Here is a 25,465-nt window from a genome sequence, read left to right as displayed (position 1 = left end):
CCACCGATATGCCGATATGGCCGAATTTGCGAGGTTAGTCCACCGTGCCAGGCTTATCGGATTGTGGGGATTCTTGCGGTTTGGGTGTTTCCTGTGGTTTTGGGGTTTCTTCGGGCTTCGGTGTCTCTCTGGGGCACTCTGGGGTTTTTCCGCTCGCCCGGTCCGAGCCGTTGGCCGCCTCCGGCGTCGTGCTCGCCGTGACGGTCCAGGTGGTGCCGCACGGGACGGCCCTGAGCGCCCGGCTCACCGTCCTGGTGTACGTGGTGCCGCCGGACAGCGTGACCCGCTCCGAGCCGGCCGGCTCGCCGCCGAGCAGGAACCCCACGTCCAGCGTCACCGGCCGGTCGTCGGCGGTGACCACCGAGACGGTCGCCACCAGGCCGCTCTCGCCCAGCCCGGCCCTGACGATCGAGACCCGCCGCACGGCGGGCGGGCAGGTGACCTCGGCGCGGGCGGTCCGGACGCGGTCGCCGGCGCGGACCCGTACCGACAGGGTGGAGCCGCAGGGGCGCGCGCGGAAGGCGTGGGTGAAGACGCGGGAGTAGGAGGTCCGGCCGGACAGGCTCGCCGTACGGGTGCCGACGGTCTCGCCGTCCACCGCGAACGCGGCCTCGACCGGGATCGCGCCGGTGCCGTCGGCGGTCACGCCGACCTGGGCACGCGCGGTCAGCCCCGGCGCGGCGGGCATCGCCAGCGAGACGCGCAGCCCGCTCACCCGCGTCGGGCAGGCCGGCACCGACACCGAGGACGACCGGGCGCCGCCCGGCGCGGCGGGGGAGGTGACGACGGTCAGCGTGACGGTCCTGCCGCACGGCCGTTCGCCGATGTCCCAGGTGAAGGCGCGGGTGTAGGACGTCGCGCCGCTCAGCCGCAGGCGCTGGACGTGGCCGTCGCCGCCCGGCGCGGTCCACGTCCCGGTGGCGGTGACGGGGGCGCCTCCGGCGGTCCGGACGGTGACGGAGGCGCGCGCGACGCCGTCGCCGTCGACCGTGACGTCACCCACGCTCACCCCGAGAACGGTCGCGACGGGCGTCGGCGTGGGGGTGAGGGTCGGCGTGGGCGTCGGGGTGGGGGTCGGTTCGGGGGTCGGCGTCGGAGGCCGGGTGGGCGTCACCGGGGGCTTCGGCGTGGCGGTCCTGGTCGGCTTCCTCGTCGGCCCGGCCGTCGGCGTGCGCGGCGCCGGGGTGGTGGCGGGCGGCCTGGAGGTCGTCGTCGGCGGCGGCAGCAGCTCGGGCGAGGACGCCGGCGACGGCGGCCCCTCGGGAGAGGTCCGCGGCGTCGCCTCCGGCGTGGTCGGCGGCGCGACCACGGCCTCGGCCGTGCTCGGCGGCGCGGTCACCGCCTCGGTCGTGGCCGGCGGCACCGCGACGGCCGCGCCGACCGGCTGCTCGGACGGCTGTCGCCGGGCGGCGAGCGCGACCACCACCGCCACCGTCACCACCGCCACCAGCGCGGTGCCCATGCCCACCCGCACCGCGTTGGAACGCAGCCCGCGGAAGACCGTCCTGGCCAGGGACGTGGTGACCTCGGGGGTGGGCTGCGGCGGGGCCGGCAGGAGCAGCGCCAGCAGGGCCACCAGCGCGGCCAGGCGCCGCCTGCCCCGCTCCTCCCAGTCCTCGCCGTACGCGGCCCGCGCCGTGGCCTCCAGCTCCTCGACGAAGGCCAGGGCGCTCGGCGGCCGGTCCCGCGGCTCCTTGGCCAGGCCGCGCCGGACGAGCTCCTGGACCGGCTCGGGCGCGTCGTGGAAGGGCACCGGCGCGTGCACGTGCTGGTAGCCGAGCACGCTGGGCTCGGTGGACCGGTACGGCCGGTGCCCGGTCAGGCACTCGAAGAAGACCGCGGTGGCCGCGTACACGTCGGTCGCCGGCGAGGCGGGCCGGCCGGCCCACAACTCCGGCGCCATGTACGGCGGCGTCCCCTCCGGATGCGTGGCCGTGCCCTGCGGCACCGCGACGCCGAAGTCCACCAGCTTGCTCGTCCCGTCGTCGCGGACGAGCACGTTCTCCGGCTTGTAGTCCTTGTGCACGACCCCGGACCCGTGGGCCCTGGCCAGGCCCAGTAACGAGCCCTTCAGCACGACCAGCGCCGCCTCGGGCTCGGTCGTGCCGTTCTCACGCAGCAGGGCGCGCAGCGAGACGCCGTTGACCAGCTCCATCACGATGCAGGCGCCGTTCGGCTCCTGGATGTACTCCCACATCGTGGCGATGTTCGGGTCGCGCAGCGAGGTCAGCACCCGCGCCTCGGCCTGGAAGCGGGACAGGGCGGCGGGGTCGCGCAACAGCGCCTCGGCGAGGTACTTGACCGCGACCTTCACGCCCGTCTCGTCGTGCACGCCCAGCACGACGCGCCCGCTCGCGCCCGCGCCGAGCTGTCTGATCTCCGTGTAACCGGGAGCACTCCACTCCATCGCCCTCTCCCATCAGGAGCCGGCCCACCTGATGAGACGCGTGATCAAGGAGTCGGGTTTGCCAGGTGGTTCCGGATTCATGGAACTACTCCCGACGGAGGATGTGAACCGGTATATCGATACCTTCTGGAAGTGCCGGATCCGGTTGCGGTTCGCCCCAGGTCGTGACCAGCGGATGCACCCCGGCCCAGACCGGCAGCGCGTAGTCCTCCTCGTCGTCGTCCGGCGCCCCGCCGCGGATCTTGACCGACGCCTCCGCCAGGGACAGGGCCAGCACGGCGGTGGCGGCCAGCTCCTTGCGCGTGGGCGGCCGGACGTAGTCCCACTGGCCGGGGGCGAGCTGCTCGGTGAGCGCCCGCAGGGCCGCCAGCCGCTCGTCGGGGTCGCTCACCAGCCTGGCACGGCCGTAGACGATCGCCGAACGGTAGTTGACGGAGTGGTTGAAGACCGAGCGGGCCAGCACGATGCCGTCCACGTGGGTGACGGTGACGCACACCTCGGCGCCGTCGCCGGCCCGCAGCGAGCGCGCACCGGTGGAGCCGTGCAGGTAGAGGGTGTCGCCGATCCGGCCGTAGCCGGTGGGCACGACCATGGGATGGCCGTCGGCCACCACGCCCAGGTGGCAGACGAGCCCGGCGTCGAGCACGGCGTAGAGATCGTTCCGGTCGGTGCTGCCGCGGTGCTTCTCTCGGCCGAGAGTCGTGCGCGGGGTGGAGGAGAGCATGATTCGACGCTAGTCGCGAAGTGGACCTATCCTGTAGGGCCACTAACCGACCCTTCGTAGAGACCACTTTCGTGCGCACCCACATTGACCTGCCGGTATCCCTGTCCCGCGACTCGGCCGTCCCGCTGACCACCCAGCTCGCCGGCTGGCTGCGGCACGCCATGATGGGCGGCGCGCTCGCGCCGGGCGAGCGGCTGCCGTCCACGCGGGCGCTGGCGGACCAGCTCAAGGTGAGCCGGACGGTCGTCACCGAGGCGTACCAGCAGCTCTACGCCGAGGGCTGGCTGGAGGGCCGCCACGGGTCCGGCACGTTCGTGGCGGCCATGGAGTCGCACGTCCCGCCGCGCGAGAGCCCGTACGAACCGGCGCCGCCCGCCCGCCGCCCCGAGGGCGAGTGGATCGACCTGCGCCCCGGGGACCCGTGGGTGCGCGACTACGACCGGGCCGCCTGGAAGCGGGCCTGGCGCAGGGCCGGCGAGCTGCCGCCCGGCGACTCGCCCGACCTGCACGGCCTGCCGCGCCTGCGCGAGCTGCTCGCCGACCACCTGCGCAGGGCCAGGGGCATGGCCGTCGGCCCGGAGAACGTCCTGGTCACCAGGGGCACCGGCAACGGGCTCGACCTGTGCGCGCTGGCCCTGCTGACCGGCGGCGGACGGGCGGGCGTCGAGGACCCGGGCTACCACGTGGCCCGCACGGTGTTCGCGGCCAGGGGCGCCGAGGTCGTGCCCTGCCCGGTGGACGAGGACGGCGTGATCGTCGACGACCTCCCGCGCGACCTGCGCGTCCTCTACACCACCCCCGCTCACCAGTACCCGCTGGGCGGCCGGCTGCCGATCCCGCGCAGGGAACGTCTGCTGTCCTGGGCCAGGAGCACCGGCGCCACGATCGTCGAGGACGACTACGACGCCGAGTTCCGCTACGACGTCGCCCCCCTGCCCGCCCTCTACGGCCTCGACCCCACCCGCGTCGTGCTGCTCGGCTCGCTGTCCAAGACCCTGGCCCCCGACGTCGGCGTCGGCTGGCTGGTCGGCACGCCCGACCTGGTGAGCCGGATCGCCGCCCTCCGCGGCATGGTCTCCGACCGCACCAGCGGACCGGTCCAGCAGGCCGTCGCCACCCTCCTGGAACGCGGCGACCTCGACCGCCACCTGCGCAGGATGCGCCTGGAGTACGCCCGCCGCCGGGCCGCCGTCGTGGAGATCCTCGGCCCGGTCTGCCGCCTGCGCGGCGACACCGCCGGCCTGCACGTGCTGGCCGAGCTGCCGGCGGGCGACGTCCAGAAGGTCGTGGAACGGGCGAGGGAGCGCGGCGTGCTGCTCGACCCCGCCGACCGCCACCACCACGACCGCGCCCGCCTGCACGGCCTGGTCCTCGGCTACGGCTCGGCCTCGCTCAGGGACGTCCGCCGCGGTTGCGCGGTGCTGGCCGGCCTGATCCGGGATGCTCAGAACGGATTGAGTATCTGAGCGCTGGTGGCCGCCGGGTCGCCATCGGCAGGGTTGCGGGCATGAAACCCTGGCTCCTGCCGGCCTCGCTGATCGTCACGGCGGTCACCGCGTGGCTCGTCCTGTACGCGGGCGTGCCCCTGTCCACCCTCCTGTCGCTGGGCCTGGGCGCGATCTGCCTGATCTGGCTGGTCGTTCTGCTGACCTTCCCGTGGAACCTGTCCTTCGCCGCCCGGCAGGTGGTGCGCGACATCGCGGTCTCCCGCGAGTCCGGCATCGAGGTCCCGGCCCGCGGTGAGGAGGAGGCCAGGACGATCGCCCGCCGCATGCTCGTCCTCGCGATCGCCGGGCACGTGGTCTCGGCCGTCGTGGTCGCGGTGGTCACGTTCTTCTCCGGGCGGCAGATCGGCTACTACTTCGCCGGGTTCTACCTGCTGGCCACCGCGTTCCGGCCGGCCGGGGCCTACGTCGGGCACCTCCGGGAACGGGTCAGGACGCTGGGACGCGAGGTCCACTACCCTCGCCTCGACGTGATCGCGCTGCGCGACCAGGTCGAGGAGCTGTCCGCCGCCTCGGAACGGCTCACCCGGCAGGTCGAGGAGATCGGCGGCGAGCTCGCGGCCGCCAGGGCCGGACTGGAACGGGCCGACCACGACCTGGACCGCCGGATCACACTGATGGCCCGCCGCTTCGAGGAGACCGTGGACGGCCTCAACGACAACCAGGAGATCATCACCGGGCTGCGCGCGTTCCTCAGGCTGCTTCGCGCGGACCCCACATAGGCGGCTCCAGACCACGCAGGACGGGCAGCGAGCGGGCCGCGTACAGCGGGTCCACGGGCAGCACGTGCCGGGCCCACCAGCGCGCGGGGCCCGGATCCGGCGAGGCGTCGGTGAAGCCGAGAGCGTACTCGTCGTACGGCGGGTCGTACAGGTAGCCGGTGGCCACCCCGCGGCGCTCCAGCGCGGCGATGGCCGCGTCCCTGTCGCGCACCAGCAGCGGGACGCGGAACAGCGGCTGGTCCAGGTGGTCCCGCACGGCGGGCGCCACCGTGGGCAGCTCGGCCAGCCGGGCGATCCCGGCCAGCCGCCGCGCCCGCTCGCCGGGCACCTTGGCCAGGCGCCTGGACTGGTACCAGCGGACCAGCCGCCCACGCCGGGCGCGGTAGGCCGCCAGGTCGGCGCGTACCCACGGGTCGAACGGCGGCAGCGCGGGCACCTGCTTGAGCGCCAGCTCCAGCGCGTCGGGCTCCAGGGCGATGCGGTAGCCCTCGCGTTCCTCCTGCATGCCGAGGGCGCGCATGAGCGCGAGCGCGGGGCGGACGAGGTCGAGCCTGAGCGCCGCCTGCCGGGCCATGGAGGTGGCCACGCTGAACAGGTCGGCGCGCAGCGCGCCGGGGACGAGCAGTTCGTCGCGGGCGCGTTCGAGCGCTTCGAGGTCGGCGCGGTCGGTCACCGCGAGCACGCCCCCCGAGCCCGCGCCCGGATGTTTGGACAGGCTGAAGACCCCCGCCTGGCCGAACGTGCCCAGCGGGCGCCCGCCGGGCGCGGTCTCCAGGGCGTGCGCCACGTCCTCGATCAGGATCTTTCCCGTGAAGGCGGACACCTGGTCGGGCAGGCCGTACAGGTTCGTCGTCAGGACGGCGTCCACCGTGGACAGGTCGACACGGGAGACGTCGATGTTGCCGTCACGCGGGGACAGCGGCGCGATCACCGGGCGCAGACCGGCGGCCAGCACGAGGAAGAGGATCTCGTCGGCCGAGACCGGAGACATGAGCAGCCGCTGACCCGGCAGGCACCAGTGGCGCAGCGCGAGGTAGAGGCCGAGGCGGTTGGATGGGAGCCACAGGCAGTGCCGCCCGGTGCGCTCCGCGATGAGTCTCACCCTTGTAGGACGGTACGCAATCGCCCAAAAGTTTTCAACGCCTTGTCCGCGGTCTTGAGCAGCAGCGGATTGGCCATCACCGTGGCCCGCGTCTTGCGCACCGGCACCCGCATCATCCAGTGGACCCCGGCCGCCACACCGGCCCTGGCCACCCGGCCCTCGGCGACCTCCAGCTCGCCGTTCTTGAGCTTCTCCTTGTACTCCTTCTCGCCCCGGCCCATGTCGATCACCTGGACGCCCGACGCGGCGGCCGCCTCGGCCATCGCCAGGTGGTGGATGAGCCCGGGGGAGTACTTGGCGTAGGAGGTGTCGTAGGCCGGGAACCAGCCGGCCAGCGTCGTGCGGGTGCGCACCCCGAAGTGCCCGGCCACCGGCACGTCGTCGACGTAGACCATGTCGAGGACGCCGGCGAAGCTGTCGGACCGGGTCGCGAGCAGCCGCTCGACCAGCTCGACGATCCACCGCTGGGCGAACCGGTCGGTGCGCCCGGTACGCCGGTACTGGTCGGTCTTCCAGCCGAGCAGCGTGTGCAGCGGCCCGGTGTCGGTGATCGCGTAGTCGTGGCGCACCGTCCCCGACTCGCGCTGCAGCTTGCGCGACTTGGCCAGGGTCGACTTGTACGTCTTGCCGGACCGCGCCCGCAACGTCTCGGTGTAGGCGCCGTAGCCGTCGCGCAGGTCGATGATCGGCGAGGGGTGCGTGGTGTGCCGCCCGTCGAGCAGCGGCTGGCCCGAGACCAGGTGGTCGAACTCGTAGACCGACAGCCCGCAGGCCTTGATCAGCCGGCGTGGGTCGAGGTCGAGGCCCTTGGCGTGGACCAGGCCCTGCGCGTCGGTCAGCCCCGCGGCGACCGGCTTGCCGATGCCCAGCGGATGGCGTTCGAAGGGGAAGAAGCCGACGATGTCCGGCCCGTCGTACAGGACGGCCACCCGGACCACATCGCGGAGCTCGCCCACCGTGACCGTGAACTCCGGGGACAGGAAGGGGTTGTCGAAGGCGGCGTCGGACTCCTGCAGGGCGCGCCATCGGCTGAGTTCGGGCTGTCCCAGATCGCGAGGGTGGGCAACGGTGACGCGCATGGGCTCCTACTGTCGGCTTACCACAACCTGACCAGCGTGCGGTCAGAGGTGTATGGCCAGGTTAAAGGATGAGCATCCATGCCTGGGATGTGCCGGGCCTACTGTTATGCAACTCTCAGCTGGCTTTCAGGACCGAGTGGCGTTCTAATGTGTGTCCATGACCGTACCAGGGATCGACTGGCCGCGACTGGTGTCGTGGCTGGGCAGGAACGTGCCGGACGCAGGGGAGCCGCTGTCCGTCTCGCTGATCTCCGGAGGCAGGTCGAACCTGACCTACCTGGTGGAGGCGCGCGAGCGCCGGCTGGTGCTGCGCAGGCCGCCGCTGGGTCACGTGCTGCCCACCGCCCACGACATGCGGCGGGAGTGGCGGGTCATCTCCGCGCTGGCGCCGACGCCCGTACCGGTGCCCGAGCCCGTCGCCTTCTGCGCCGACGAGGACGTGGTCGGGGCGCCGTTCTATCTCATGGGGTACGTCCCCGGCGCCGCCGTCCAGACCAGGGACGAGCTGGGCGAACCGACGCCGGCCCAGACGCGGCGGCTGTCGGAGCGGCTGGCCGAGGTGCTGGCCGCCATCCACGCCGTGGACTACCGCGAGGTGGGGCTCGGCGACTTCGGCCGCCCCGAGGGGTACCTGGCCCGGCAGCTCGACCGGTGGTGCCAGCAGTGGGAACGGTCGAAGACCGCCGACCGGCCCGACTACGACAGCCTGGTACGGCGGCTGCGCGAGCGGCTGCCCGCCACCTCCGACAGCACCCTGGTGCACGGCGACTACCGGCTGGACAACACGCTGGTGCGCCTGGCGCCGCCGCCGGCCGAGATCGAGATCATGGCCGTGGTCGACTGGGAGATGTCCACGCTCGGCGACCCGCTGGCCGACCTGGGGCTGACGCTGACGTACTGGCACGACCGCGGGGACGACGAGCGGGCCCGCATCCCCGTGGCGGGGGACGTGACGGTGGCGCCGGGGTTCATGAACGCCGCCGAGTTCGCCGCCCACTACACAAAGGTGTCAGGTCGCGATATTTCAGACCTTGGGTTCTATGTGGCTTTCGGCAATTTCAAGCTCGCGGTGATCGTGGAGGGTATCCACGCCCGGTTCAAGCAGGGTAAGACCGTGGGGGAGGGGTTCGACCGCATCGGCGCGGCCGTGCCGACGCTGATCGCCCGCGCCCATCGCATGCTCGATCAGCCCTGACCCCGCAAGGAGCCCCATGAGCACAGTTGCACTCATCACCGGAGCGGCCAGCGGCATCGGCGCCGCGGTGGCCCGGCGGCTGTCGTCGGGCGGCGCGAAGTGCGTCCTCGTCGACCGCGACGGCGAGGGCGTCGAGCGGGTGGCCAAGGAGGTCGACGGCGCGTGGCTGGCCGCCGACGTCAGCACCGAGGAAGCCTCGCTGGAGGCCGTCGCGCTCGCCGAGCAGCGGTACGGCCGCCTCGACCTGGTGCACCTCAACGCCGGCATCTCGGGGGGCGTCGACCTGGCGGCCTTCGACCTGGAGCGTTACCGCGCGGTCGTCGGCGTGAACGTGGACGGCGTCGTCTTCGGCGTGCGCGCCAGCGTGCCGCTGCTGGCCAGGTCGGGCGGCGGCGCGATCGTGGCCACGTCCTCGCTGGCCGGGCTGGTGGCCTTCGCCGGCGACCCGATCTACACCATGACCAAGCACGCCGTCGTCGGCCTGGTCCGGGCGCTGGCCGAGCCGCTGTCCCAGCAGAACATCCGGATCAACGCCGTCTGCCCCGGATTCACCGACACTCCGCTGGTGGCCGCCGCGCGGGAGATGTTCGTCGATGCCGGATTCCCGCTGCTCACGGCCGAGGACGTCGCCGCCGCCGTCGAGTCCGCCTTCTACGCCGAGACGCCGGGCACCCTGCTCATCGTGCAGCCGGGTAGGCAGCCGGTGCCGTACCGTTACTCCGGGGTTCCCGGACCCGCGGGCGGTCAGCGCCCACCCGCTTCCGATTGATGGCAAGTCTGCTGCAAGCGGAACGATTACCGTCATAAGGGCCGGGCACTGCCTGGCCTTTGTACGTTGCGTGATGGTAAGGAGCGTTCCGTGATTCCCACCGAGGGCAGACACGCGCGCAAACGGTCGCCATGGCCGATCGCCCTGGGGGCCGGCGTCCTCGCGGTCGTGCTCGTCGTCGGCATCATGGTCTACGCGGGCATGCGGTCGAGCTCGCGCGAGGGCTTCCGGGGCGGCGAGGTGGCCGAGGTCGGGCCCACCCAGGCGCCGCCGCAGCTCGAACAGCCGCCCGTGCTCCACGACTGGCCCCGGTGGGGCATCACGCACACGCAGTACAGCACCGAGACCGAGCCGCGACAGGTCGTCGAACAGGCCAGGGGCATGCTCGGCCGGGTCCCGATGCTGCAGAACCAGCACATCATGGGCTGGGGCGTGGGCAACCCCGAGCCGAGCCCCGGCCAGTTCAGCTTCCGCGACCTCGACCGGCGGCTGACGTTCATGGCGTCGTCGCGGGCGGTGCCGGTGATCACTCTGTGCTGCGCGCCCGACTGGATGAAGGGCGGGCAGCCCGGACGTACCGACTGGAGCAAGAACCACACCGTCGCCCCCAAGCCGGAGCACTTCGACGACTACGCCAAGCTGGCCGCGCGGGTGGCCCGGCAGTACCCGACCGTCAAGTACTACATGGTGTGGAACGAGTTCAAGGGCTTCTGGGACCCCTCGACCAACCGCTGGGACGCCGAGGGGTACACCCAGCTCTACAACAAGGTCTACACGGCGTTGAAGAAGGTCGACCCGCAGATCAAGGTGGGCGGGCCGTACATGCCGATCGAGAGCGGCTCGGGCGGCGGGCCCTCCGAGCTCAAGGGCCCGTGGGGGACCGTCGACCAGCGGGCGCTCGACGCCATCGAGTACTGGATCCAGAACAAGAAGGGCGCCGACTTCATCGTCGTGGACGGCGCCTCGATGACGACCGACAAGGGGAACGTTCCCGACGACTTCGGCGCGCTCGGCAAGTTCGGCGCGATCACGAAGTGGCTGCGGGAGAAGAGCGACGACCTGCCCGTCTGGTGGGCCGAATGGTACGTCGAGCCGGAGAACTCCGGCTGGAGCGAGGAGCGGCGCACGGCCGTGCAGGCGGCGGCGCTGATGGAGTTCGCCAGGAGCGGCGTCACCACCGCCCTGTACTGGAACCCGCAGGTGAAGGGGACGGGCCAGTGTGACGGCTGCCTCTGGGTACCCGGGCGGGGGGACGAGATGCCGATGGCGGGGCTGCTGAGCGGGTTCACCCGGTGGTTCCCGGCGGGGGCGCGGCTCGACAGCGCGGTGACGTCGTCCGACCCGAAGGTGAAGGTGCTGGCGCAGGAGCAGCAGGTCGTCATGGTGAACACGTCCGACCGGGAGGTGACGGCCACGGTGGACGGCAAGGCGGTGACGCTGGGGGCGTACGAGATCAAGTGGGCGGGACGAGGCGGCGCCTGACGCCCCCGGCGCCTTCGGCGCCCATGGTCCCCAACCCCGGCGCCTTCGGCGCCCATGGCCCACCCAGCCCGTTGCCTGGTTACCGGGTGGGCCTGCTGGAGCCCACCTTGGAGAGGCGCCTTCGGCGCTCAGGGTTGCCGCTCTCGGCGGCTTCGGCACCCCTGGAAGGGCGGCTTCGGCACCTGGAAGGGCGGCTTCGGCACCCCTGGTTGGCGTGCCGTTGCTCGGTTACCGGCGAAGTGCTGCGTTCAGCCCGCGCCTCGACTGCTGGGTTCGCCGGCCGACCTGCTGCCACCGCAGCACCGTCACCCCCCGTCGAACCCCCATGGGAGGTCCCGCGGCATCCCCTCACCACTCCCACCGGCCTGCCCCCAAACCCGCCTCGCCTCACCCCCGGCCCCGCTCGACGCCAGAGCCCGCGCCCAGGCATCTCGACACCTGAGCCCGGCGTCTCGCCCCTGGAGCCCGTCCAGGGCCAGCCGCCCGGCACGGTCCACCGCTTCACCGATCCGGACACCCGTGAACGTAGAGTGGTGCTCCATAAGCTGAAAGTGACCGACTTGTGATGCCGGGGACCGTGATGACCGACAGCAACGCCGAGCCGCCCATCGTGCACATCCTCGACCCGATGAGCGCGGCCTACGACGCCGCCTTCGCCACCTTCCTGGCCCACACCGACCAGAAGATCCGGGCCCGCGAAGAACTGGCCCGGATCGTGGGACGGCTGCCCCACCGCCGTACGTTCATCGACGCCGGCGCGGGAACGGGCGAGACCACCGCGTGGCTGGCCCCCAGGTTCGACCGGACGATCGCCATCGAGCCGAACGAGCACCTGCGGGCGGAGCTGGCCCGCCGGTGTCCCGAGGCCACGCTCCTCAGCCAGGACATCGCCACCGCCGATCCGGAGGAGACGGCCGACCTGGTGTTGTGCGCGCACGTCCTGTACTACCTGCCGCAGCAGTCGTGGCTGCGCCAGCTCCAGAGGCTGGCCTCCTGGACGGCCGAGGGCGGCTTCGTCGTGGTCGTCATGCAGAACCCGGACAGCGACTGCATGCGCCTGCTGCGCCGCTTCACCGGCCACCGCTACGACCTGGACGCCCTCGGACGCGCCTTCGCCGCCACCGCCGGCACCGAGTGGGAGATCGGCATCAGCACCGACCCGGCCTCCGTCACCATGCCCGACCTGGAAACCGCCCTGGCCGTCGCGCAGTTCATGCTGAACGTCGTCCCGCTGTCGCAGCCGCCCGCCATGGATGAGGTGGCCGCCTACCTCCAGGAGCACTTCCGCACCCCGGACGGCTACCGCCTGAGCTGCGACCAGGACTTCCTGGAACTCCAGCGCAACGGCCCAGACGCCTGACAACCACCGCCCGAACGGGCTGGCCTGAGGGGTCGCACGTCTGAGGGGGCCGCACGTGTGAGGGGGCCGCACGTGTGAACGGCTCAGCGGCGGCCCGACATCCCCCGAAGGTCCCGGCGCCGCCCCGACGGACCTCCGCGATCGCCTCTCATTCCCCCTGGGCGCGCGGCGGCGTGACGGCCATCGTGAAGGCGGTCTCCGTGAGGAGTGTGTGGTCGAGCGGGATGTGCGGCCGTGTGCCGCGTTCGAGCTGCTGGAGGCCGAGCACCACCGCCAGCGCGAGCAGCGCGCGCCGTTCCGCCTCCTCCTCGTCGAAGCCCAGCCCCACCAGAAGCCCGGCGACGAAGTCGACGCGGCGGCGGGTGACCCGGGTGACGATGTCGGCGACGCCCTCGCGTTCGGCGTCGAGGTAGAGGCGGCTCTCGCCGCCGCGCCGCCCCGCGCGGGCCGCGACCGTGCCGAACAGGGCGCGCAGCCGGGCGCGCGGCTCGGTCTCGGCGGAGGCGGCCGCGATGATGTGCTCGGTCTCCTCGGCCTCCCAGCGCTCCATGACCGCGCGGACGAGCGCGCCGCGGTCGGCGTGGTGCCAGTAGAAGGAGCCCTTGGTGGTGCCGAGGTCGCGGGCGACGGCCTCGACCCGCACCGAGTCCAGCCCGATCTTGGTGAACCGCGCGTACGCCGCGTCCACCCACTGTTCCGCCGTGATCCGGCCCCCTTGCGCCATTCGCCATACGGTACCGTATAGTCCTCTCCATGCGGCACCGTATGGAGGCGTCATGAGAACACCCGTCTACTGGTCGTCCGCCCTGGACGACATGCCCGCGCCCGACTACGCCGACGTGATCGTCGGCGTGCTGCCGCCGCGCGCGACCGACGACCCGCGGGCCTGGGCGAAGGCCGTCTTCTCGATCAGGTCGATGCCCCGCTGGATCACCGCGGCCCTGTGGCTGCGCCAGGCGGTCGTGCCGCTGGTCGGCATCCCGCGCGCGCCGCGCGACGTCTTCCGGGTCGCCCGGGTCGAGGGGGAGGAGGCGCTGATCGTGGCCGACGACCGGCACCTGGACTTCCGCTGCGGGGTGGGGGTCGATCGCGAGGCCCGGCTCGTGCGGGTCACGACCACCGTCCGGCTGAAGGGCCGGCGCGGCCGGCTCTACTTCTGGCCGGTACGCCTCGTGCACCCGATCGTCGTCCGGGCCATGCTCCGCTCCGCCCAGCGCCGCCTGGCAGCGCACTAGAGGGTGACGACGACCTTGCCCGTGGCGTGGCCCTCCTCGACGTGGGCGATGGCCTCGGGCACCTGGTCCAGCCGGTACGTCCGGCTGACGACCGGGACGACCTCGCCCGCCTCGATGAGCCCGCGTACGGCGGCCAGCGCGTCCCGGTTCCCGGCCGTGACGAAGTTGACCAGGCGCTGACGGACGAACGGCTTCGTCGCGACGACGCGCAGGATGCGACCGGTCGGCCCGAGGAGCGACCCGCCGTTGGAGCCCGAGTTGGGGACGTAGGTGCCGACGGGGGTCAGGGCGCGCCGGTAGTCCGCGAGACGCCGGTCGCCGACATTGTCGAGGATGACGTCGTACCGGCCGGCGTGGTGAGTGAAGTCCTGTCTGGTGTAGTCGATGACCTCGTCGGCCCCCAAGGACGCGACCAGGTCAGCCTTGCCGCCGCTGCACACGCCGGTCACCTCGGCGCCCAGCGCCTTGGCGATCTGCACGGCGAACGTCCCCACCCCGCCCGCCGCGCCGATGACCAGGACCTTCTGCCCCGGTTTGACCTCGCCTCTGGTGGCCAGGGCCTCGTAGGCGGTCAGCGCCGCCAGCGGCACGGCCGCCGCCTGCTCGTACGTCGAACCGGACGGCTTCTCCAGCAGCACCTTGTCCTGGGGGACGGCGACGTACTCGGCGAAGGCGCCCCGGAACTGGCCGAACACCTCGTCGCCGGGCTTCAGCCGGGTGACGTTGCGGCCCGTCGCCTCGACCTGTCCGGCCAGGTCCATGCCGAGCCCGTCGAACCTGGGCCGGCGCAGCCCGCAGACGGCCCGCATCACGTACGGCAGACCGCGCACGAAGTGCCAGTCACCCGGGTTGACGGACGCGGCCCGCACCCGGACCAGCACGTCGTCGTCGCCGACCGGCGGCGGATCGACCTCACGCAGTTCGATGACGGCCTCGGGCGGCCCGTAGGCGGCGTAACGGATGGCCTTCATGGCACGCTCCTATTCGACGGTTCTGAGGATCTGCTCGATCGACGCCGTACGGGCGCGCAGCTCGGCCAGGTCGGCGGCCGAGCGCTGCTGGGCGTCAAGGGTGTTCTCGGCGAGCTGCTCGAACCTCTGCACGAGCCGGCGCAGGTCGTCCTTCTGCAGGGCTTCCAGCTTCGCCTTGCGGAAGTCGAAGAGGCCGACGATGACCAGGCAGATCAGGAAGCCGGTCACGAGCAGCACGCCGAGGATGAAGATCACCTCGGGCCAGGCGGTGGGCATCAGGGGTGCTCCTTGGGCTCCGGGTCGGGCGCGGTGAGGGTCTTGGCCGCCTCGGCCAGCGCCGCTGCGGTGAGGTGGACATCGAAGTCGGTGACCTCGTAGTACTTCATGGCCTTGCCGTCCTCGGAGAGCTCCAGCGTGCCGACGATCAGGCCGGCCGCCTCCAGCCGCCGCAGGTGCATGTGGAGGAGCGGACGGCTGACGCCGATCTCGCGGGCCAGGTGGCTCACATAGTCGCGGCCGGCGGCCAGGGTCGCGACGATGCGCACCCGCAGGGGGTTGCCCAGCGCCGCCAGCATCTCGACCAGCTCGTCACCGGTCGGCCCGGCATCGGTCATGGTTTCCCGTCACGTGAAAGGTTTTCCTTACACGTAGGAGCGTACATCGCCCAAGGGGTCTTTGGACAGACGATTTCAGACGGCTCGCGCGGAGTCGCGGGTCTTGTGCCGCTCGCCCGTGGGCCTGCGCCAGTACGTCAGGAAGCGCAGCACCCACTCCACCGGCCCGTACCGGTGGTCCTTGAGCCACCAGTGGCTGTAGAGCACCTGGACGGCGAAGATGGCCAGCGCGATCAGCACCTCGACGGCGGGGCTGACCCGGTCCACCAGGGCCAGGCCGTAACCGGTGAAGATCAGCGAACAGATCAGCGACTGGCCCAGATAGTTCGACAGGGCCATCCGCCCGGGAGCGGCCAGGGCCCGGCCCATCCGCGGCAGGTACGGCAGCACCCGCAGGAACGTGGCCGCGTACGCGGCGGCCAGCAGCGGCGCGGTCACCAGGTCGATGGCCTCGCCCAGGAACTTGTTCACCGTGCCGTTCCAGGCTGACTGCGTGTAGACGAAGGCGCCGGCCAGCCCGACCGTGAACCCGGTCCACTGCAACCGGCGCAGCGCCACCTTGTGCGCCGACAGGTCGCGCAGCACGCCCAGCTTGCCGACCGCCAGCCCGATCAGGCACGCGGCCAGCACCGCCGGCCCCTGGAACAGCACTCGCAGCAGGACGATCAGCGACAGCTTGCGCATGTGCTCGGAGATGATCTGCCAGAACACCCCGCCGAGGGCGGTGTCGGACCTGGCGGCCTCCGCGGTGCCCTCGGCGACCGTGCCGGACGCGTCCAGGCCGACCATCGCCAGCAGGGCCAGCATCAGGAAGCCGAACGCGAGCATCAGGGTCAGCAGCCCGGCCAGCACGATCGCGGTCTTGGGGCCGATCCTGCGCAGCACCAGCAGCGCGATCCCGACGAACGCGTACGTGGTGAGGATGTCGCCGGGGAACAGCAGCACCGCGTGGGCCAGGCCGATCAGCAGCAGCCCGCCCAGGCGGCGCAGGAACATCGGCACGAACGCCCGCCCCTGCCGGACGGCCGAGTCGAGCTGGAGCGTGAAGCTGTACCCGAACAGGAAGGAGAACAGCAGGTAGAACTTGTTCTCCATGAACAGCGTCACGGTCCAGCGCACGACCCAGTCGAGCGAGGAGTCGAAGCCGGGCTCCGCCATCCCGGCCATCCGGTAACCGGAGGCCAGGAAGGCGATGTTGACGACGAGGATGCCCAGCAGCGAGAAGCCGCGCAGGGCGTCCACAGAAGTGATCCTCGCAGCCGCGAGTCGTGCATCGGGCATGGCGGGAAGTGTCTCCTGTGTCCTCATCAGGCCTACATCATCCCGCAAAACCTTAGCGTTTCCTGTGAATTCAGTTATTTAGTGCGATGTGGATAAATCTCTCCACGATCACTGCTATAGAGATCAAAAACGCCGGGATGGCCAGGAACATCAGCCCTCTGCGCGCCCGTCGTGCCCGGTTCGGCCCGTTCAGCCCGATGACCTCGTAGCCGAACAGCGCCACCCACGTCACGACCAGCGCCCCGATGCCGACGGGCGTCCACGGCGAGGTGGGGTCGCCACGTCCCTTGTAGGGGTTGGGATCGGGGATCTCCGTGCCCTTCACGAACTTCTTCCAGGTGTAGAGCGCGGCGTCGTCGTTGGAGAAGACCTTCTTCAGGTCGGGCGAGGCGTCCAGCGCGGCCCGGAACCGCTGTCCCCAGTCCTCCGGGAAGCCCTCGTTGAGCTGCAGGTAGCTGACCTGCCCGCGGCTCACCATCAGGTACGAGTTCCGCGGCTGCTCCTTCAGCTTGGCCACCGCGTCGGCGATCTGCGTCGGGTCCTTGTGCACCAGCGCCTGCACGCCGAAGTTGACCAGCTCGACGTCCCGCTCACCCCACGGCAGGGTCGGCGTGACCTCCGGGCCCTCCTTGGGCACCAGGTAGAGCACCTTGGCGCTCGGCTTGTCGTGGTCGTAGACGTAGTGCAGGGCGGCGACCTCGCCGGTGGTGACCCGTTCGAACTTCTCGTTGCCGTACCGGGCCAGCAGGAACGCGAAGGCGAACAGCACCGCGAAGCAGGCCGCGAGCACGACCGAGATCTTCCTGGTCAGCTCGGGGTTGAAGCGCACGTTACGCCTGCGCAGCGGCACGGTCTCCTCGCGCACGTCCGCGCTGTCGGCCGGCAGGTTCGGGAAGAACGCGTAGGCGGCCAGCAGGCAGGAGCCCGGCAGCGCGAACATGTAGATGCGCAGCCCGATCTCGCCGCCGTAGCTCTGCAGCCCCAGCGCGAGCACCGGCACGCACAGCAGGATCAGGGCGGAGCGGTCGAACACCCCGCGGCGCAGCCGCCGGAACAGCCCGGCCGCCGCCAGCGAGAGGATGACCCCGAGGATGCCGAGCCGCGCCTGCAACACCAGCGCGTGCGCCGGGTCGCTGCCCTCGACGCGGTCGGAGGTGGCGCTGCCGATGTTCTGCAGGATCTTGCCCAGGCCGCCGAAGATCGCGTCGATCTGGCCCGCCCAGAACCCGACCGTCATGTAGCTGATCCACGCCAGCGTCACGAGACCGAGGAAGAACGGCAGCGCCCACGTCAGCGAGGTCCGCTTGAAGATCAGGAACGCGGTCACCACGCCGAGCATCATGAACGGCGTGATCTGGTGCGAGGCCACCGACGCGAAGAACAGCGCCAGCAACATCAGCAGCATCAGCAGCTTGTCGGCCCGGTAGGTGCCGGTGTTCACGATCTCGCCGGGCGTCATCGCGTCCAGCTTGCCCAGCAGCTTGCGCAGCCCCTTGGGCGGGACCGGCTTGGTTCGCGGCTCCACCCGTCCGAACCAGCGCAACAGGATCGCCACGAACGCCAGATACAGGGCGAAGGTGAACCCCTGCGGCGAGAAGTAGTCCTGCCCGATCCACTGCACGAGGATGAACAGCAGCGCCGCGAACCAGCGGGCCCGCGTCGTCGCCACCACCTGGCGCAGGATCAGGACGAACGGGAGCAGGTAGAGCAGGTTCGACAGGAGCGGCGTCCACTGCAGGATCGTCGTCATGTCGGTGATGCCGGCGGCCTTGGTGACGAACGCGAACAACGCGAAGAAGCCCGGCCAGCCCATGCGGGCGTCGATGCTGATCGCCGTCTCGCCCGTCCTGGAGATGAACTCCACGAAACCGGCATGGATGTACGCCGTGGGGAAGCGCGGCTCGCTGGCCACCAGCGCGCCCGCGCCGTGCAGGGCGAACGTGATGGCGGCGATCTGGAACAGCAGCAGGAACTTGCGGTCGGTGCTCTGGGCGACCGTGACGAAGAACGACACGATCATGATCAGGATGGCGATGAACGCCGTCGCAGGCAGCGCCGAGATCAGGCCCAGGCCGTTGATGTTCGCCGGGTCCACACCCCGCAGCGGGCCCGGGGGCACGCGCAGGGCGAGGATGTACATGAGCAGGCCCTCGAGCACGAGGACGACGGGCAACCACGTGGGCGCGCTGGCGATCAGCGCCCCGACCCGCCCGCCGGCGACCCGGCCCTTCTGCCCCGCGGCCACGGGCGCGCCTTCGCCCCCCCGCGGGCCGCCCACGACCTGCCCGTCACCGGAAGCCGCCGGAGCCCGCTCGACAACCGGAGCCCCGACCCCCGACGCCACAACACCCCCAGCGGCACCGGCACCGGCCGTACCGCCACTGGCCGTCCGGGAAGCAGGCGCCCGGAAGGCTACGGTCCTGCCGTCACTCTCACCATCGCCCTCGACGGCAGCCCCACCAGCACGGCCCGCCTTGGAACCCGCGGCACCAGCCCCCTCGGGCCCGCCGCCCTGGGAACCGGACACACCAGACGCACCGGCGCCGGTAGTACGGGCGGCGTCCGCGCCGGACGCGCCCGCGTCGGCGACACCGGGACGACCGGCGCCCGCCCCGCCGTTCGGCGAAGTGCCCTTCGCGTCGGACGCCCCGGAACGAGCAGCCCCCGTCGCAGGTGACCCAGCCGATCCGGAGCCCTTCGACTTTGTGGGTGCAGAGGGGCTCTTCGAGGAGGTGTCGCCGCTGTCAGCAGTCGTGGGGGAGCCGCCCTTGGCAGCCCCGGAGGCGGAAGCCTGGGAAGACCCCGCCGCAGGCATCGGCATGGTCCCGGCAGCCGACGAGCCCTTGGAGTCCGCAGCCGCGCCGCTCGAAGCCGCGCCGCTCGAAGCCGCGCCGCTCGAAGCCGCGCCGCTCGAAGCCGCGCCGCTCGAAGCCGCGCCGTCCGTGGACGCCCCCTCGGGGCCGGACGGGCCGGCCGCCGGGGCCGGGGCGTGGGGTGCCCTGGCGGTGAACGCGTTGGGCCCCGCGGACTCGGGCTGCCCCTCCGTCTCGCGCTCCGCGAACGCCTGCGAAGGCCCCGCAGCGGGCTCGGCAGCGGGCTCGTCAGCCGTGGGCGGGTGGCCGATGTGCACGGCTCCGGGGACGCGGAAGGCCGTCGTCGTCTCGGCGTTCACCTTCGCCGAGGAGTCGGACGCCTCCGGCGCCTCCTCGTCCGACTCCGGTGGGGACGCCGGAGCGCCCCCTTGACCGTCGTCGAACGTCAGCCGCGGGATCACCCCCGTGGCCTCCGGATCGAAGGGCGTCTCTGTCCCCTCCCCGGCGTCCTTGCGAACGTCGGAGGAGCCGGTCTTCCCCTTAGTCATGCCATCGCCGTCCCGTTGCCTCACGTTGACCATCATGCGGCCCCGGACGACCCCTGAGTGACAGTCGGCTGCCCAGTTTCACCAAAATTGAGTATTTTGCGTAGATTTCCGAAGATCAGAAGTGCCACCAGCAGCTCGCTGAGGAGCAGCCCGTAACCCACCGCGTTCACCCCGAAGCGCGGGAAAAGGGCCATCGTGGACACCAGCACCAGCACCGCCAGCCCGATCTGCACGAGCGCCAGCGTGCGCGCGTGGCTCTGTGCCCGCAACGCGCTCAGGTACACCTCGATCAGCACCCGCGGCAGCACGGCCAGCGCCATCAGCCGCAGCAGCGTGGACCCCTCGTCGGCGAACTCGGCGCCGAAGACGGTCAGGATCAGCGGCGCCCCGATGATCGCCACCACGATGATCGGAGTCACGATCATGAAGCCGCGCCGCAGCGCCCGCCGGCAGTTCAGGGCCAGTTTGGAACGGTCGAACGAACCCTCGACCGTCAGCGACACCGCCATGTTCATGGCCAGCAGCTCAATCATGCTGGCCAGGGTGTGGGCCATCGAGAAGCGCCCGAACGTGGCCTCGCCCACCTTGGTCGCCACCACCACGGGCACCAGGTAGACGATCGCCAGGATCGACAGGGTGCCGGGGAAGTCGCCGGCCAGGAACCGGCCGATCTGCCGCAGGCGGGGCGGCTCGTGGGCGGTGCCGAGGCTCTTGACGTGCCGGGGCACGACGACGCCGAAGATCAGCCAGTTGACCGGGATCAGCGCGAGCGCGGTGGGGATCATCCACGAGACGAAGATCCCGCCGTCGGGCAGCGCGCCGGCCAGCGCGACCAGCAGGCCCATCTTGACCAGGCCGAACACCAGGTTGTTGACCGGCACCCAGGTGGCCTTGCGCAACCCGGTCAGCACGACGTCCTGGAGCGTGAAGACGGCCCACACCAGCACCGAGGCCAGGAAGAACAGCCCCGGCCCGAACCCGGCCAGCACCGAGTACGTCTTCCCCCACAGCGGCAGCGTCAGCAGGAAGCCGAGCGCCGCGACCCCGCCCGTGGCGGCGGCCAGGCCGTAGCCGCGCAGGATCAGCTCGGGCGTGCGCCGCCCGGCCACCGGCAGGAAGCGGGCCAGCGCGCCCACGAAGCCGAGCGCGGTCAGCGACGCGAACAGCCGCATCGCGGTGATCACCGCCTGGCCGCGCCCGAACTCCTCGGGGGTGTAGAAGTGCGCCGCGAGCAGCCAGTAGCCCATGCCGAGGGTGCCCGTGACGACCGTGTTGGCCATCAGGGCGTAACCCTGGCGGAAGAGCGGATTGCTGAGGTCGCGGAGGATCTTTTCCCGCAGGCTAGACATTTCCGCGCACCCGCTGCAGCCCGTACCTCGTCCGCCGGACGACCGCGTACCCCTTGGTGAGGATGCGTTCGCGCAGGTAGATGAGAGGTACGGCGTTGCCTTCGACGGCGCGCTTGAACATGCTGATGGTCGTCGGCTTGCCGACCGTCAGGCGGGGGATGGCGAGCATGTCGTGGCGGTCGGCCGCGATGGTGTTGCTCACGGCGCAGGCGGCGAAGTAGCCGGCCTTGCGCACCTCGTGGCGGACCCGGGCGCTGGAGTAGCCATAGGGGTAGGCCATGGTGGCGACCGGCGCGCCGATCTTCTCCTCCAGCAGGCCCTTGTTCCTGCGCAGCTCCTGCCGCAGATCGTCGGTGCGGAGCTGGTCGAGCTGCGGGTGGCTGTGGCTGTGGCCGCCGATCTCGATGCCGTTCTGGGCGGCCTCGCGGGCCTGCCCCCACGACAGCATGTCGTCGAGCGGACGGCCCGCGGCGTCCTTGCCGGCGTCGGACACCCAGCCGCTGGTCAGGAAGACCGTGGCCGGGAAGTTGTAGCGGTCGAGCAGCGGCAGCGCCTGGCTGTGGAAATCGGCGTAGCCGTCGTCGAAGGTCAGGACGATCGGCTTCGCCGGCACCGTACGGCCGTCGATCTTGTTCAGCGCGGCCACCAGGTCGCCCAGCGTGAGCGGGGTGAACCCGCTCTCCGACAGGTAGGCGAGCTGCTCGGCCAGGTCGGACGGCCGCACGGCGTGCGGACGCGTGTCGTCGTTGGGGCTGTCGCTGACCGAGTGGTACATCAGGATCGGAATGCGGATCATGAGCGTGCCACCTTCAGCCGTGCCGTGCCGACCACGTAACCCCAGGTCGTCCAGGCCAGGCCGACGACGATCGCGGCGGCCCTGCCGAGTCCGGACAGATCACCGCGCAGCGCGTCGCCCACGCCGCGCAGCGCGCCGAGCGGCAGCGTCTTCATCGCGTGGGCGCGCTCGCTGGCCAGGCCGTCCTGGGTGCCGACCTCCCGCGTGACCAGGGCCTTCGACAGGCCCTCGGCGTAGCACCTGGACCTGAAGTAGGCGAAGCCCTCGCGCTGCCTGGACACCTTGTGCCCGATGACCGCGCGGGGCTCGAACAGCATGACCGAGCCCGGCTTGCGCTGGCTCAGCCTGATGCAGAACTCGGTCTCCTCGCAGCCCAGCGGGCGCGACTTGCGGCCCTGCACGCTGCGGCCGATGCCGCTGTGGAAGCCGCCGACCTCGGCGACGACCTCGCGCAGGAAGGCGGCGTTGCCGCCCATGACGTTGCGGATCGGCGCGCGCACCGCGGGCATGCCGCGGTACGTGCACCCGACCGTCCAGTCGAACTCGTACGGGAACCAGCCGGGCCGGCGCTTCGACGCCCACAAGGGGTCGGTACGCCCGCCCACGCCCACCACACCGGATTCCTGGAAGCCCTCCTCCAAAGCCTCCAGCCACCCCGCGTCGGCGACCGCGTCGTCGTCGAGAAACGCGACGATCTCACCGGTGGCCGTGGCCACGCCGGTGTTCTTGCCGCCGGACAGCCCCTGCTCGTGCGTGTTCTCCACCACGATGGCCTGTGGATAGGCGCGCTTGAGCTTCAGGTGCAGGTCCGGATTGTGGTCGACCACCAGGATCAGCTCGTGTGCCGGGCGGCTCTGGTTCTCGACCGACTCGACTGCCTGCCTGATGTCCTCCCAGCGCTCTTCTGTGTAGACGCAGATGACAACAGACGTGTTCACAACGGTTCCTCTTACGCGACGCCTCGGTCAGCGGCGGGAGTGGCGGTGGGCTCAGGCTGAGGGGCGGAGGGCTGGCGGCGCCACTCCTTCAGGATCGTCTTGAGCACACGGAAGCCATCTCGTACGGCACGCAGGTTGCTCTCGCCGTGAATGCGGTTGCGCTCGTGGCTGGGCACCTCGTGCACCTTCAGCCCGGCCTTGGCCGCCCGCACGTTCATCAGGGTCTCGACCTCGAAGCCGTCGCAGTCGAGGTCGAGCACGTCGAGGTGACGCGCCCAGAACGCGTTGTAGCCGTAGCACAGGTCGGTGTAGCTGGTCTTGTACATCACGTTGACGATGCCGGTGAGGACCTTGTTGCCCAGGCGCCGGTTGAGCGTCAGGTCGTCGCTGCCGCCGCCGGCGGCGTAGCGCGAGCCCTTGACGAAGTCGGCCCCGGTCACGAGGGCGCCCACGAACGAGATGATCTCGCGGCCGTCCGTCGAGCCGTCGGCGTCGATCATGACGATGATGTCGCTGGTGCACGCGGCGAAGCCGGCGGACAGGGCGTCGCCCTTGCCCTTGCCGGTCTGCGTGACGATCTTCACGTTGGGCCGCAGGCGCTTGGCGACCTCGACGGTGTCGTCGACGGAGTTGCCGTCGACGAGCACGATCTCGTCGACCCACTGGGGGATCGTCGCGAAGACGTGCGGCAGGTTCTCGGCCTCGTTCATCGCCGGGACGACCACGCTCACCGTAGGGGAAATGGCCAGGTGAGGGGTGACGGGCGTGAAGCTGGAAGGGGGCGGCATGGAACGCAAGGGCGACTTCTGGACCTTGCCGTTGTGCTTGGTGATCTCGGGACTCATGACGAGGGATATCCTTCCGGGACCCGGCCCCGCTCACTGCACGGAGCCATCCCCGGGTGCTGCGGGAATGGCGGAGCCGACGAACGGTTCATTGTTGGGTCCTGTGGAGTGAGGGTGTGTGCTGGTGCCGGGGGGTGGTGCCGGGAGCGTTCAGCCGGCTCCCGTTGGTTCTTTGACTACATTGGGTGACTCCTGCTGCTGCTGCATCGAGGTGCGCACCCGACCAAAGCCCTTGAGGACGCGGTCGGCCGCCTTATAAAGAGACGGTCGATCCAAGACGATTGTTCGAGCTTTGTTGAAAGGAGTTCGGCCCATCCAGTGGACGGCCGCGGTCGCGGACGGTCGTGAGATGCGGCCCTCGGCGACGTACAGGACCCCGCTCTTGAGCCAGTCTTTGTACTCCTTGCCGCCCTTGCCCATGTCAACCATGTGCATCCCGTCGTTCGCGGCGGCCTCGGCCATCTGCAGGTGATGGACGATGCCGGGCGAGTAGCGGGCGTACTCGGTGTCGTAGGCGGGGAACCACCCTACAAGCGTCGTGGCCGTACGGAGACCGAAATGCCCGGCAACAGGCACGTCCCCGGCATAAAGCATGGTGAGGATGCCGGAGAAGTCCGATGACTTCTCGGCATGCATCATGTCGATGAGTTCGACGATCCAGGGCTGGGCGAACCGGTCGACCCGGCCGGTTCGCCGGTACTGGTCGGACTTCCAGGCCAGGAGCGTGCGCAGGACCTCGGGGTCGGTGGCGTTCCACTCGAAACGCAGCCCGCCCTGCTCCCGGCCGAACTTGCGCTCCTTGTAGCGGACGGTCTTGAGGTTCTTGGGGGAGTTGCTCTTGACCTGCTCCAGCCAGGAGTCGAAGCCGGAGGTGAAATCCATCACGGGGGCCGGGCGCACGTCGGCCTCGTACGGGGCGAACGTCGGCTGGCCGGCGACCAGGTGATCGAAGTCGAACACGCTGAGCTTGCAGGCGCGCAGCAGCTGTTTGGCGTCGAGCTGCAGGTCGGGGACCGCGATCAGGCCGTGGCAGGTGGTCAGGAAGCCGCCGAGCGGCTTGCCGATGCCGAAGCTGTGCCGCTCGTACGGGAAGAACCCGGCGATGCGGTTGCCGTCGGAGATGACCGCCACCCTCACGTAGTCACGCAAGCGGTCCATCGCCACGGCGAACTCGACGGAGAGGAACGGGTTGTCCAGACTCGGATCGGCCTTCTGGAGCTCGCGCCATCGGGCGCGTTCGGAGTCTCCGAGGTCTCTCGGGCGCACTACCTGGATGTTCACCTTGCCCTGGCCCCCTGTTCGGTCTGCATGTTCTTCCCCCGGTACAACACGCGAAGCACGTACATGAACCCTCCGAGCACGGCGACCGTCGCCACGCCGGCTCTGGGCGACCATGCGTTGAACAGCAGCATGGCTTCGGCGAGGAGCACGTTCAGGACGAGGCTGGCCGCGGCTCCTACTGATAGTGCGGCAAGGGGGTCACGATCGCGCAACAGTCCCACCACTGCCGCCCCCGGCACCACCATGAGGAACAGGGAGATCAAGAACGGGCGCAGCGGGGTGTCGAGGTCGAACAGCGCGACCACGGCCCCCGCTATGCAGGCGAGCGCCAGCAGCCATGCCAGCGCTCTGCGGTGCTTGAGCATCTCCTGTTTCTCTCCTGCTCTTTCTGGTCAAGACATGGTTGATCGAATTTCATGGGACCAATCCGGGTCCGGGCACGTCAATGC

The 25,465-nt window shown here is 70.8% G+C and carries 24 protein-coding genes; 8 read left to right on the top strand and 16 right to left on the bottom strand.

From position 1 onward, the window contains the following. Positions 1-34: 34 nt before the first annotated feature. Positions 35-2,407, bottom strand: a complete 2,373-nt coding sequence (locus tag ABZ459_RS32165) for a protein kinase (protein WP_357978398.1) — start codon at positions 2,405-2,407, stop codon at positions 35-37. A gap of 85 nt (positions 2,408-2,492) precedes the next feature. Further along, complete coding sequence (locus ABZ459_RS32160; protein WP_357978395.1) at positions 2,493-3,131, bottom strand: pyridoxamine 5'-phosphate oxidase family protein; 639 nt, start codon at positions 3,129-3,131, stop codon at positions 2,493-2,495. Between the two features lie 71 nt (positions 3,132-3,202). Between ABZ459_RS32160 and ABZ459_RS32155 the strand changes: the two genes are divergently transcribed. Together ABZ459_RS32155 and ABZ459_RS32150 are read left to right on the top strand one after the other, a co-directional pair. Next, a complete protein-coding gene (locus ABZ459_RS32155) occupies positions 3,203-4,597 on the top strand; it encodes a PLP-dependent aminotransferase family protein (RefSeq protein WP_357978392.1) in 1,395 nt (464 codons plus the stop codon). A gap of 41 nt (positions 4,598-4,638) precedes the next feature. Beyond that, the gene (locus tag ABZ459_RS32150; protein ID WP_357978389.1) at positions 4,639-5,358 is read left to right on the top strand and encodes a hypothetical protein; all 720 of its coding nucleotides are present in this window, start codon (positions 4,639-4,641) and stop codon (positions 5,356-5,358) included. Here ABZ459_RS32150 and ABZ459_RS32145 read toward each other — a convergent pair. Both ABZ459_RS32145 and ABZ459_RS32140 read right to left on the bottom strand, forming a co-directional pair. Then, positions 5,330-6,460 carry a DegT/DnrJ/EryC1/StrS family aminotransferase gene (locus tag ABZ459_RS32145; protein ID WP_357978386.1) on the bottom strand — a complete coding sequence of 377 codons (1,131 nt, stop codon included), beginning with the start codon at positions 6,458-6,460 and terminating at the stop codon, positions 5,330-5,332. The two genes, ABZ459_RS32150 and ABZ459_RS32145, sit on opposite strands and share 29 nt — an antisense overlap. Continuing rightward, a complete protein-coding gene (locus tag ABZ459_RS32140) occupies positions 6,457-7,539 on the bottom strand; it encodes a GNAT family N-acetyltransferase (protein WP_357978383.1) in 1,083 nt (360 codons plus the stop codon). Before ABZ459_RS32140 ends, ABZ459_RS32145 begins: the two co-directional genes overlap by 4 nt. A 157-nt stretch (positions 7,540-7,696) precedes the next feature. On the opposite strand from ABZ459_RS32140, the gene ABZ459_RS32135 reads away from it, so the two are divergent. The 4 genes from ABZ459_RS32135 (at position 7,697) to ABZ459_RS32120 (ending at position 12,345) form a co-directional block, all read left to right on the top strand. Further along, a complete protein-coding gene (locus ABZ459_RS32135; protein WP_357978380.1) occupies positions 7,697-8,734 on the top strand; it encodes a phosphotransferase family protein in 1,038 nt (345 codons plus the stop codon). 16 nt (positions 8,735-8,750) lie between these two features. After that, positions 8,751-9,503 (top strand): SDR family NAD(P)-dependent oxidoreductase, encoded by a 753-nt coding sequence (locus ABZ459_RS32130; protein ID WP_357978377.1) that lies wholly within the window; start codon positions 8,751-8,753, stop codon positions 9,501-9,503. A gap of 90 nt (positions 9,504-9,593) precedes the next feature. Then, the gene (locus tag ABZ459_RS32125) at positions 9,594-10,985 is read left to right on the top strand and encodes a xylan 1,4-beta-xylosidase (protein WP_357978375.1); all 1,392 of its coding nucleotides are present in this window, start codon (positions 9,594-9,596) and stop codon (positions 10,983-10,985) included. Between the two features lie 580 nt (positions 10,986-11,565). Continuing rightward, positions 11,566-12,345, top strand: coding sequence for a class I SAM-dependent methyltransferase (locus ABZ459_RS32120; protein WP_357978372.1), 780 nt, complete (start codon positions 11,566-11,568; stop codon positions 12,343-12,345). 148 nt (positions 12,346-12,493) lie between these two features. Here the strand turns inward: ABZ459_RS32120 and ABZ459_RS32115 are convergent, their stop codons facing one another. After that, a complete protein-coding gene (locus ABZ459_RS32115) occupies positions 12,494-13,069 on the bottom strand; it encodes a TetR/AcrR family transcriptional regulator (protein ID WP_357978369.1) in 576 nt (191 codons plus the stop codon). A gap of 52 nt (positions 13,070-13,121) precedes the next feature. Here ABZ459_RS32115 and ABZ459_RS32110 point away from each other — a divergent pair, with 52 nt between their 5' ends. After that, the gene (locus ABZ459_RS32110; protein ID WP_357978366.1) at positions 13,122-13,580 is read left to right on the top strand and encodes a DUF2867 domain-containing protein; all 459 of its coding nucleotides are present in this window, start codon (positions 13,122-13,124) and stop codon (positions 13,578-13,580) included. Here ABZ459_RS32110 and ABZ459_RS32105 read toward each other — a convergent pair. The 5 genes from ABZ459_RS32105 to ABZ459_RS32085 all read right to left on the bottom strand — a co-directional run bounded on the left by ABZ459_RS32105 (position 13,577) and on the right by ABZ459_RS32085 (position 18,691). Next, a complete protein-coding gene (locus ABZ459_RS32105; protein WP_357978363.1) occupies positions 13,577-14,551 on the bottom strand; it encodes an NAD(P)-dependent alcohol dehydrogenase in 975 nt (324 codons plus the stop codon). The two genes, ABZ459_RS32110 and ABZ459_RS32105, sit on opposite strands and share 4 nt — an antisense overlap. A 9-nt stretch (positions 14,552-14,560) precedes the next feature. Continuing rightward, a complete protein-coding gene (locus ABZ459_RS32100; protein WP_352351958.1) occupies positions 14,561-14,827 on the bottom strand; it encodes a hypothetical protein in 267 nt (88 codons plus the stop codon). Next, the gene (locus tag ABZ459_RS32095) at positions 14,827-15,165 is read right to left on the bottom strand and encodes a winged helix-turn-helix domain-containing protein (RefSeq protein ID WP_357978359.1); all 339 of its coding nucleotides are present in this window, start codon (positions 15,163-15,165) and stop codon (positions 14,827-14,829) included. Before ABZ459_RS32095 ends, ABZ459_RS32100 begins: the two co-directional genes overlap by 1 nt. 75 nt (positions 15,166-15,240) lie before the next feature. Beyond that, on the bottom strand, positions 15,241-16,407 hold the full coding sequence (locus tag ABZ459_RS32090) for a DUF418 domain-containing protein (RefSeq protein ID WP_357978356.1): 1,167 nt from the start codon (positions 16,405-16,407) through the stop codon (positions 15,241-15,243). A 109-nt stretch (positions 16,408-16,516) separates the two neighbouring features. Beyond that, positions 16,517-18,691 (bottom strand): hypothetical protein, encoded by a 2,175-nt coding sequence (locus ABZ459_RS32085; RefSeq protein WP_357978353.1) that lies wholly within the window; start codon positions 18,689-18,691, stop codon positions 16,517-16,519. Between the two features lie 523 nt (positions 18,692-19,214). On the opposite strand from ABZ459_RS32085, the gene ABZ459_RS32080 reads away from it, so the two are divergent. Continuing rightward, a complete protein-coding gene (locus ABZ459_RS32080; protein WP_357978350.1) occupies positions 19,215-19,691 on the top strand; it encodes a hypothetical protein in 477 nt (158 codons plus the stop codon). A gap of 148 nt (positions 19,692-19,839) precedes the next feature. On the opposite strand, the gene ABZ459_RS32075 is transcribed toward ABZ459_RS32080, so the two are convergent. From ABZ459_RS32075 to ABZ459_RS32050, 6 genes are all read right to left on the bottom strand, one after another. Further along, positions 19,840-21,156, bottom strand: a complete 1,317-nt coding sequence (locus ABZ459_RS32075) for a hypothetical protein (protein ID WP_357978347.1) — start codon at positions 21,154-21,156, stop codon at positions 19,840-19,842. After that, the gene (locus ABZ459_RS32070; RefSeq protein ID WP_357978344.1) at positions 21,149-21,952 is read right to left on the bottom strand and encodes a polysaccharide deacetylase family protein; all 804 of its coding nucleotides are present in this window, start codon (positions 21,950-21,952) and stop codon (positions 21,149-21,151) included. Before ABZ459_RS32070 ends, ABZ459_RS32075 begins: the two co-directional genes overlap by 8 nt. Further along, complete coding sequence (locus tag ABZ459_RS32065; protein ID WP_357978341.1) at positions 21,949-22,890, bottom strand: glycosyltransferase family 2 protein; 942 nt, start codon at positions 22,888-22,890, stop codon at positions 21,949-21,951. The genes ABZ459_RS32070 and ABZ459_RS32065 overlap by 4 nt, the downstream gene beginning before the upstream one ends. An 11-nt stretch (positions 22,891-22,901) precedes the next feature. Then, positions 22,902-23,735 (bottom strand): glycosyltransferase family 2 protein, encoded by an 834-nt coding sequence (locus tag ABZ459_RS32060; RefSeq protein ID WP_357978338.1) that lies wholly within the window; start codon positions 23,733-23,735, stop codon positions 22,902-22,904. Positions 23,736-23,885: 150 nt separating this feature from the next. Continuing rightward, positions 23,886-25,016 carry a GNAT family N-acetyltransferase gene (locus ABZ459_RS32055; RefSeq protein ID WP_357978335.1) on the bottom strand — a complete coding sequence of 377 codons (1,131 nt, stop codon included), beginning with the start codon at positions 25,014-25,016 and terminating at the stop codon, positions 23,886-23,888. Then, positions 25,013-25,381 (bottom strand): hypothetical protein, encoded by a 369-nt coding sequence (locus tag ABZ459_RS32050; protein WP_352327059.1) that lies wholly within the window; start codon positions 25,379-25,381, stop codon positions 25,013-25,015. The genes ABZ459_RS32055 and ABZ459_RS32050 overlap by 4 nt, the downstream gene beginning before the upstream one ends. Positions 25,382-25,465 lie beyond the last annotated feature (84 nt).

Origin of the sequence: Nonomuraea sp. NPDC005692, from assembly GCF_040631115.1 — a bacterium.
Lineage (GTDB): Bacteria > Actinomycetota > Actinomycetes > Streptosporangiales > Streptosporangiaceae > Nonomuraea.
This window is presented reverse-complemented; position numbering and strand designations above follow the sequence as displayed.

Bases quoted from the DNA above. Each gene is read 5' to 3' on its own strand.
- ABZ459_RS32165 (WP_357978398.1), bottom strand. From the start codon at position 2,407: ATGGAGTGGAGTGCTCCCGGTTACACGGAGATCAGACAGCTCGGCGCG.
- ABZ459_RS32160 (WP_357978395.1), bottom strand. From the start codon at position 3,131: ATGCTCTCCTCCACCCCGCGCACGACTCTCGGCCGAGAGAAGCACCGC.
- ABZ459_RS32150 (WP_357978389.1), top strand. From the start codon at position 4,639: ATGAAACCCTGGCTCCTGCCGGCCTCGCTGATCGTCACGGCGGTCACC.
- ABZ459_RS32140 (WP_357978383.1), bottom strand. From the start codon at position 7,539: ATGCGCGTCACCGTTGCCCACCCTCGCGATCTGGGACAGCCCGAACTC.
- ABZ459_RS32135 (WP_357978380.1), top strand. From the start codon at position 7,697: ATGACCGTACCAGGGATCGACTGGCCGCGACTGGTGTCGTGGCTGGGC.
- ABZ459_RS32130 (WP_357978377.1), top strand. From the start codon at position 8,751: ATGAGCACAGTTGCACTCATCACCGGAGCGGCCAGCGGCATCGGCGCC.
- ABZ459_RS32120 (WP_357978372.1), top strand. From the start codon at position 11,566: ATGACCGACAGCAACGCCGAGCCGCCCATCGTGCACATCCTCGACCCG.
- ABZ459_RS32115 (WP_357978369.1), bottom strand. From the start codon at position 13,069: ATGGCGCAAGGGGGCCGGATCACGGCGGAACAGTGGGTGGACGCGGCG.
- ABZ459_RS32110 (WP_357978366.1), top strand. From the start codon at position 13,122: ATGAGAACACCCGTCTACTGGTCGTCCGCCCTGGACGACATGCCCGCG.
- ABZ459_RS32105 (WP_357978363.1), bottom strand. From the start codon at position 14,551: ATGAAGGCCATCCGTTACGCCGCCTACGGGCCGCCCGAGGCCGTCATC.
- ABZ459_RS32100 (WP_352351958.1), bottom strand. From the start codon at position 14,827: ATGCCCACCGCCTGGCCCGAGGTGATCTTCATCCTCGGCGTGCTGCTC.
- ABZ459_RS32095 (WP_357978359.1), bottom strand. From the start codon at position 15,165: ATGACCGATGCCGGGCCGACCGGTGACGAGCTGGTCGAGATGCTGGCG.
- ABZ459_RS32075 (WP_357978347.1), bottom strand. From the start codon at position 21,156: ATGTCTAGCCTGCGGGAAAAGATCCTCCGCGACCTCAGCAATCCGCTC.
- ABZ459_RS32070 (WP_357978344.1), bottom strand. From the start codon at position 21,952: ATGATCCGCATTCCGATCCTGATGTACCACTCGGTCAGCGACAGCCCC.
- ABZ459_RS32060 (WP_357978338.1), bottom strand. From the start codon at position 23,735: ATGAGTCCCGAGATCACCAAGCACAACGGCAAGGTCCAGAAGTCGCCC.
- ABZ459_RS32050 (WP_352327059.1), bottom strand. From the start codon at position 25,381: ATGCTCAAGCACCGCAGAGCGCTGGCATGGCTGCTGGCGCTCGCCTGC.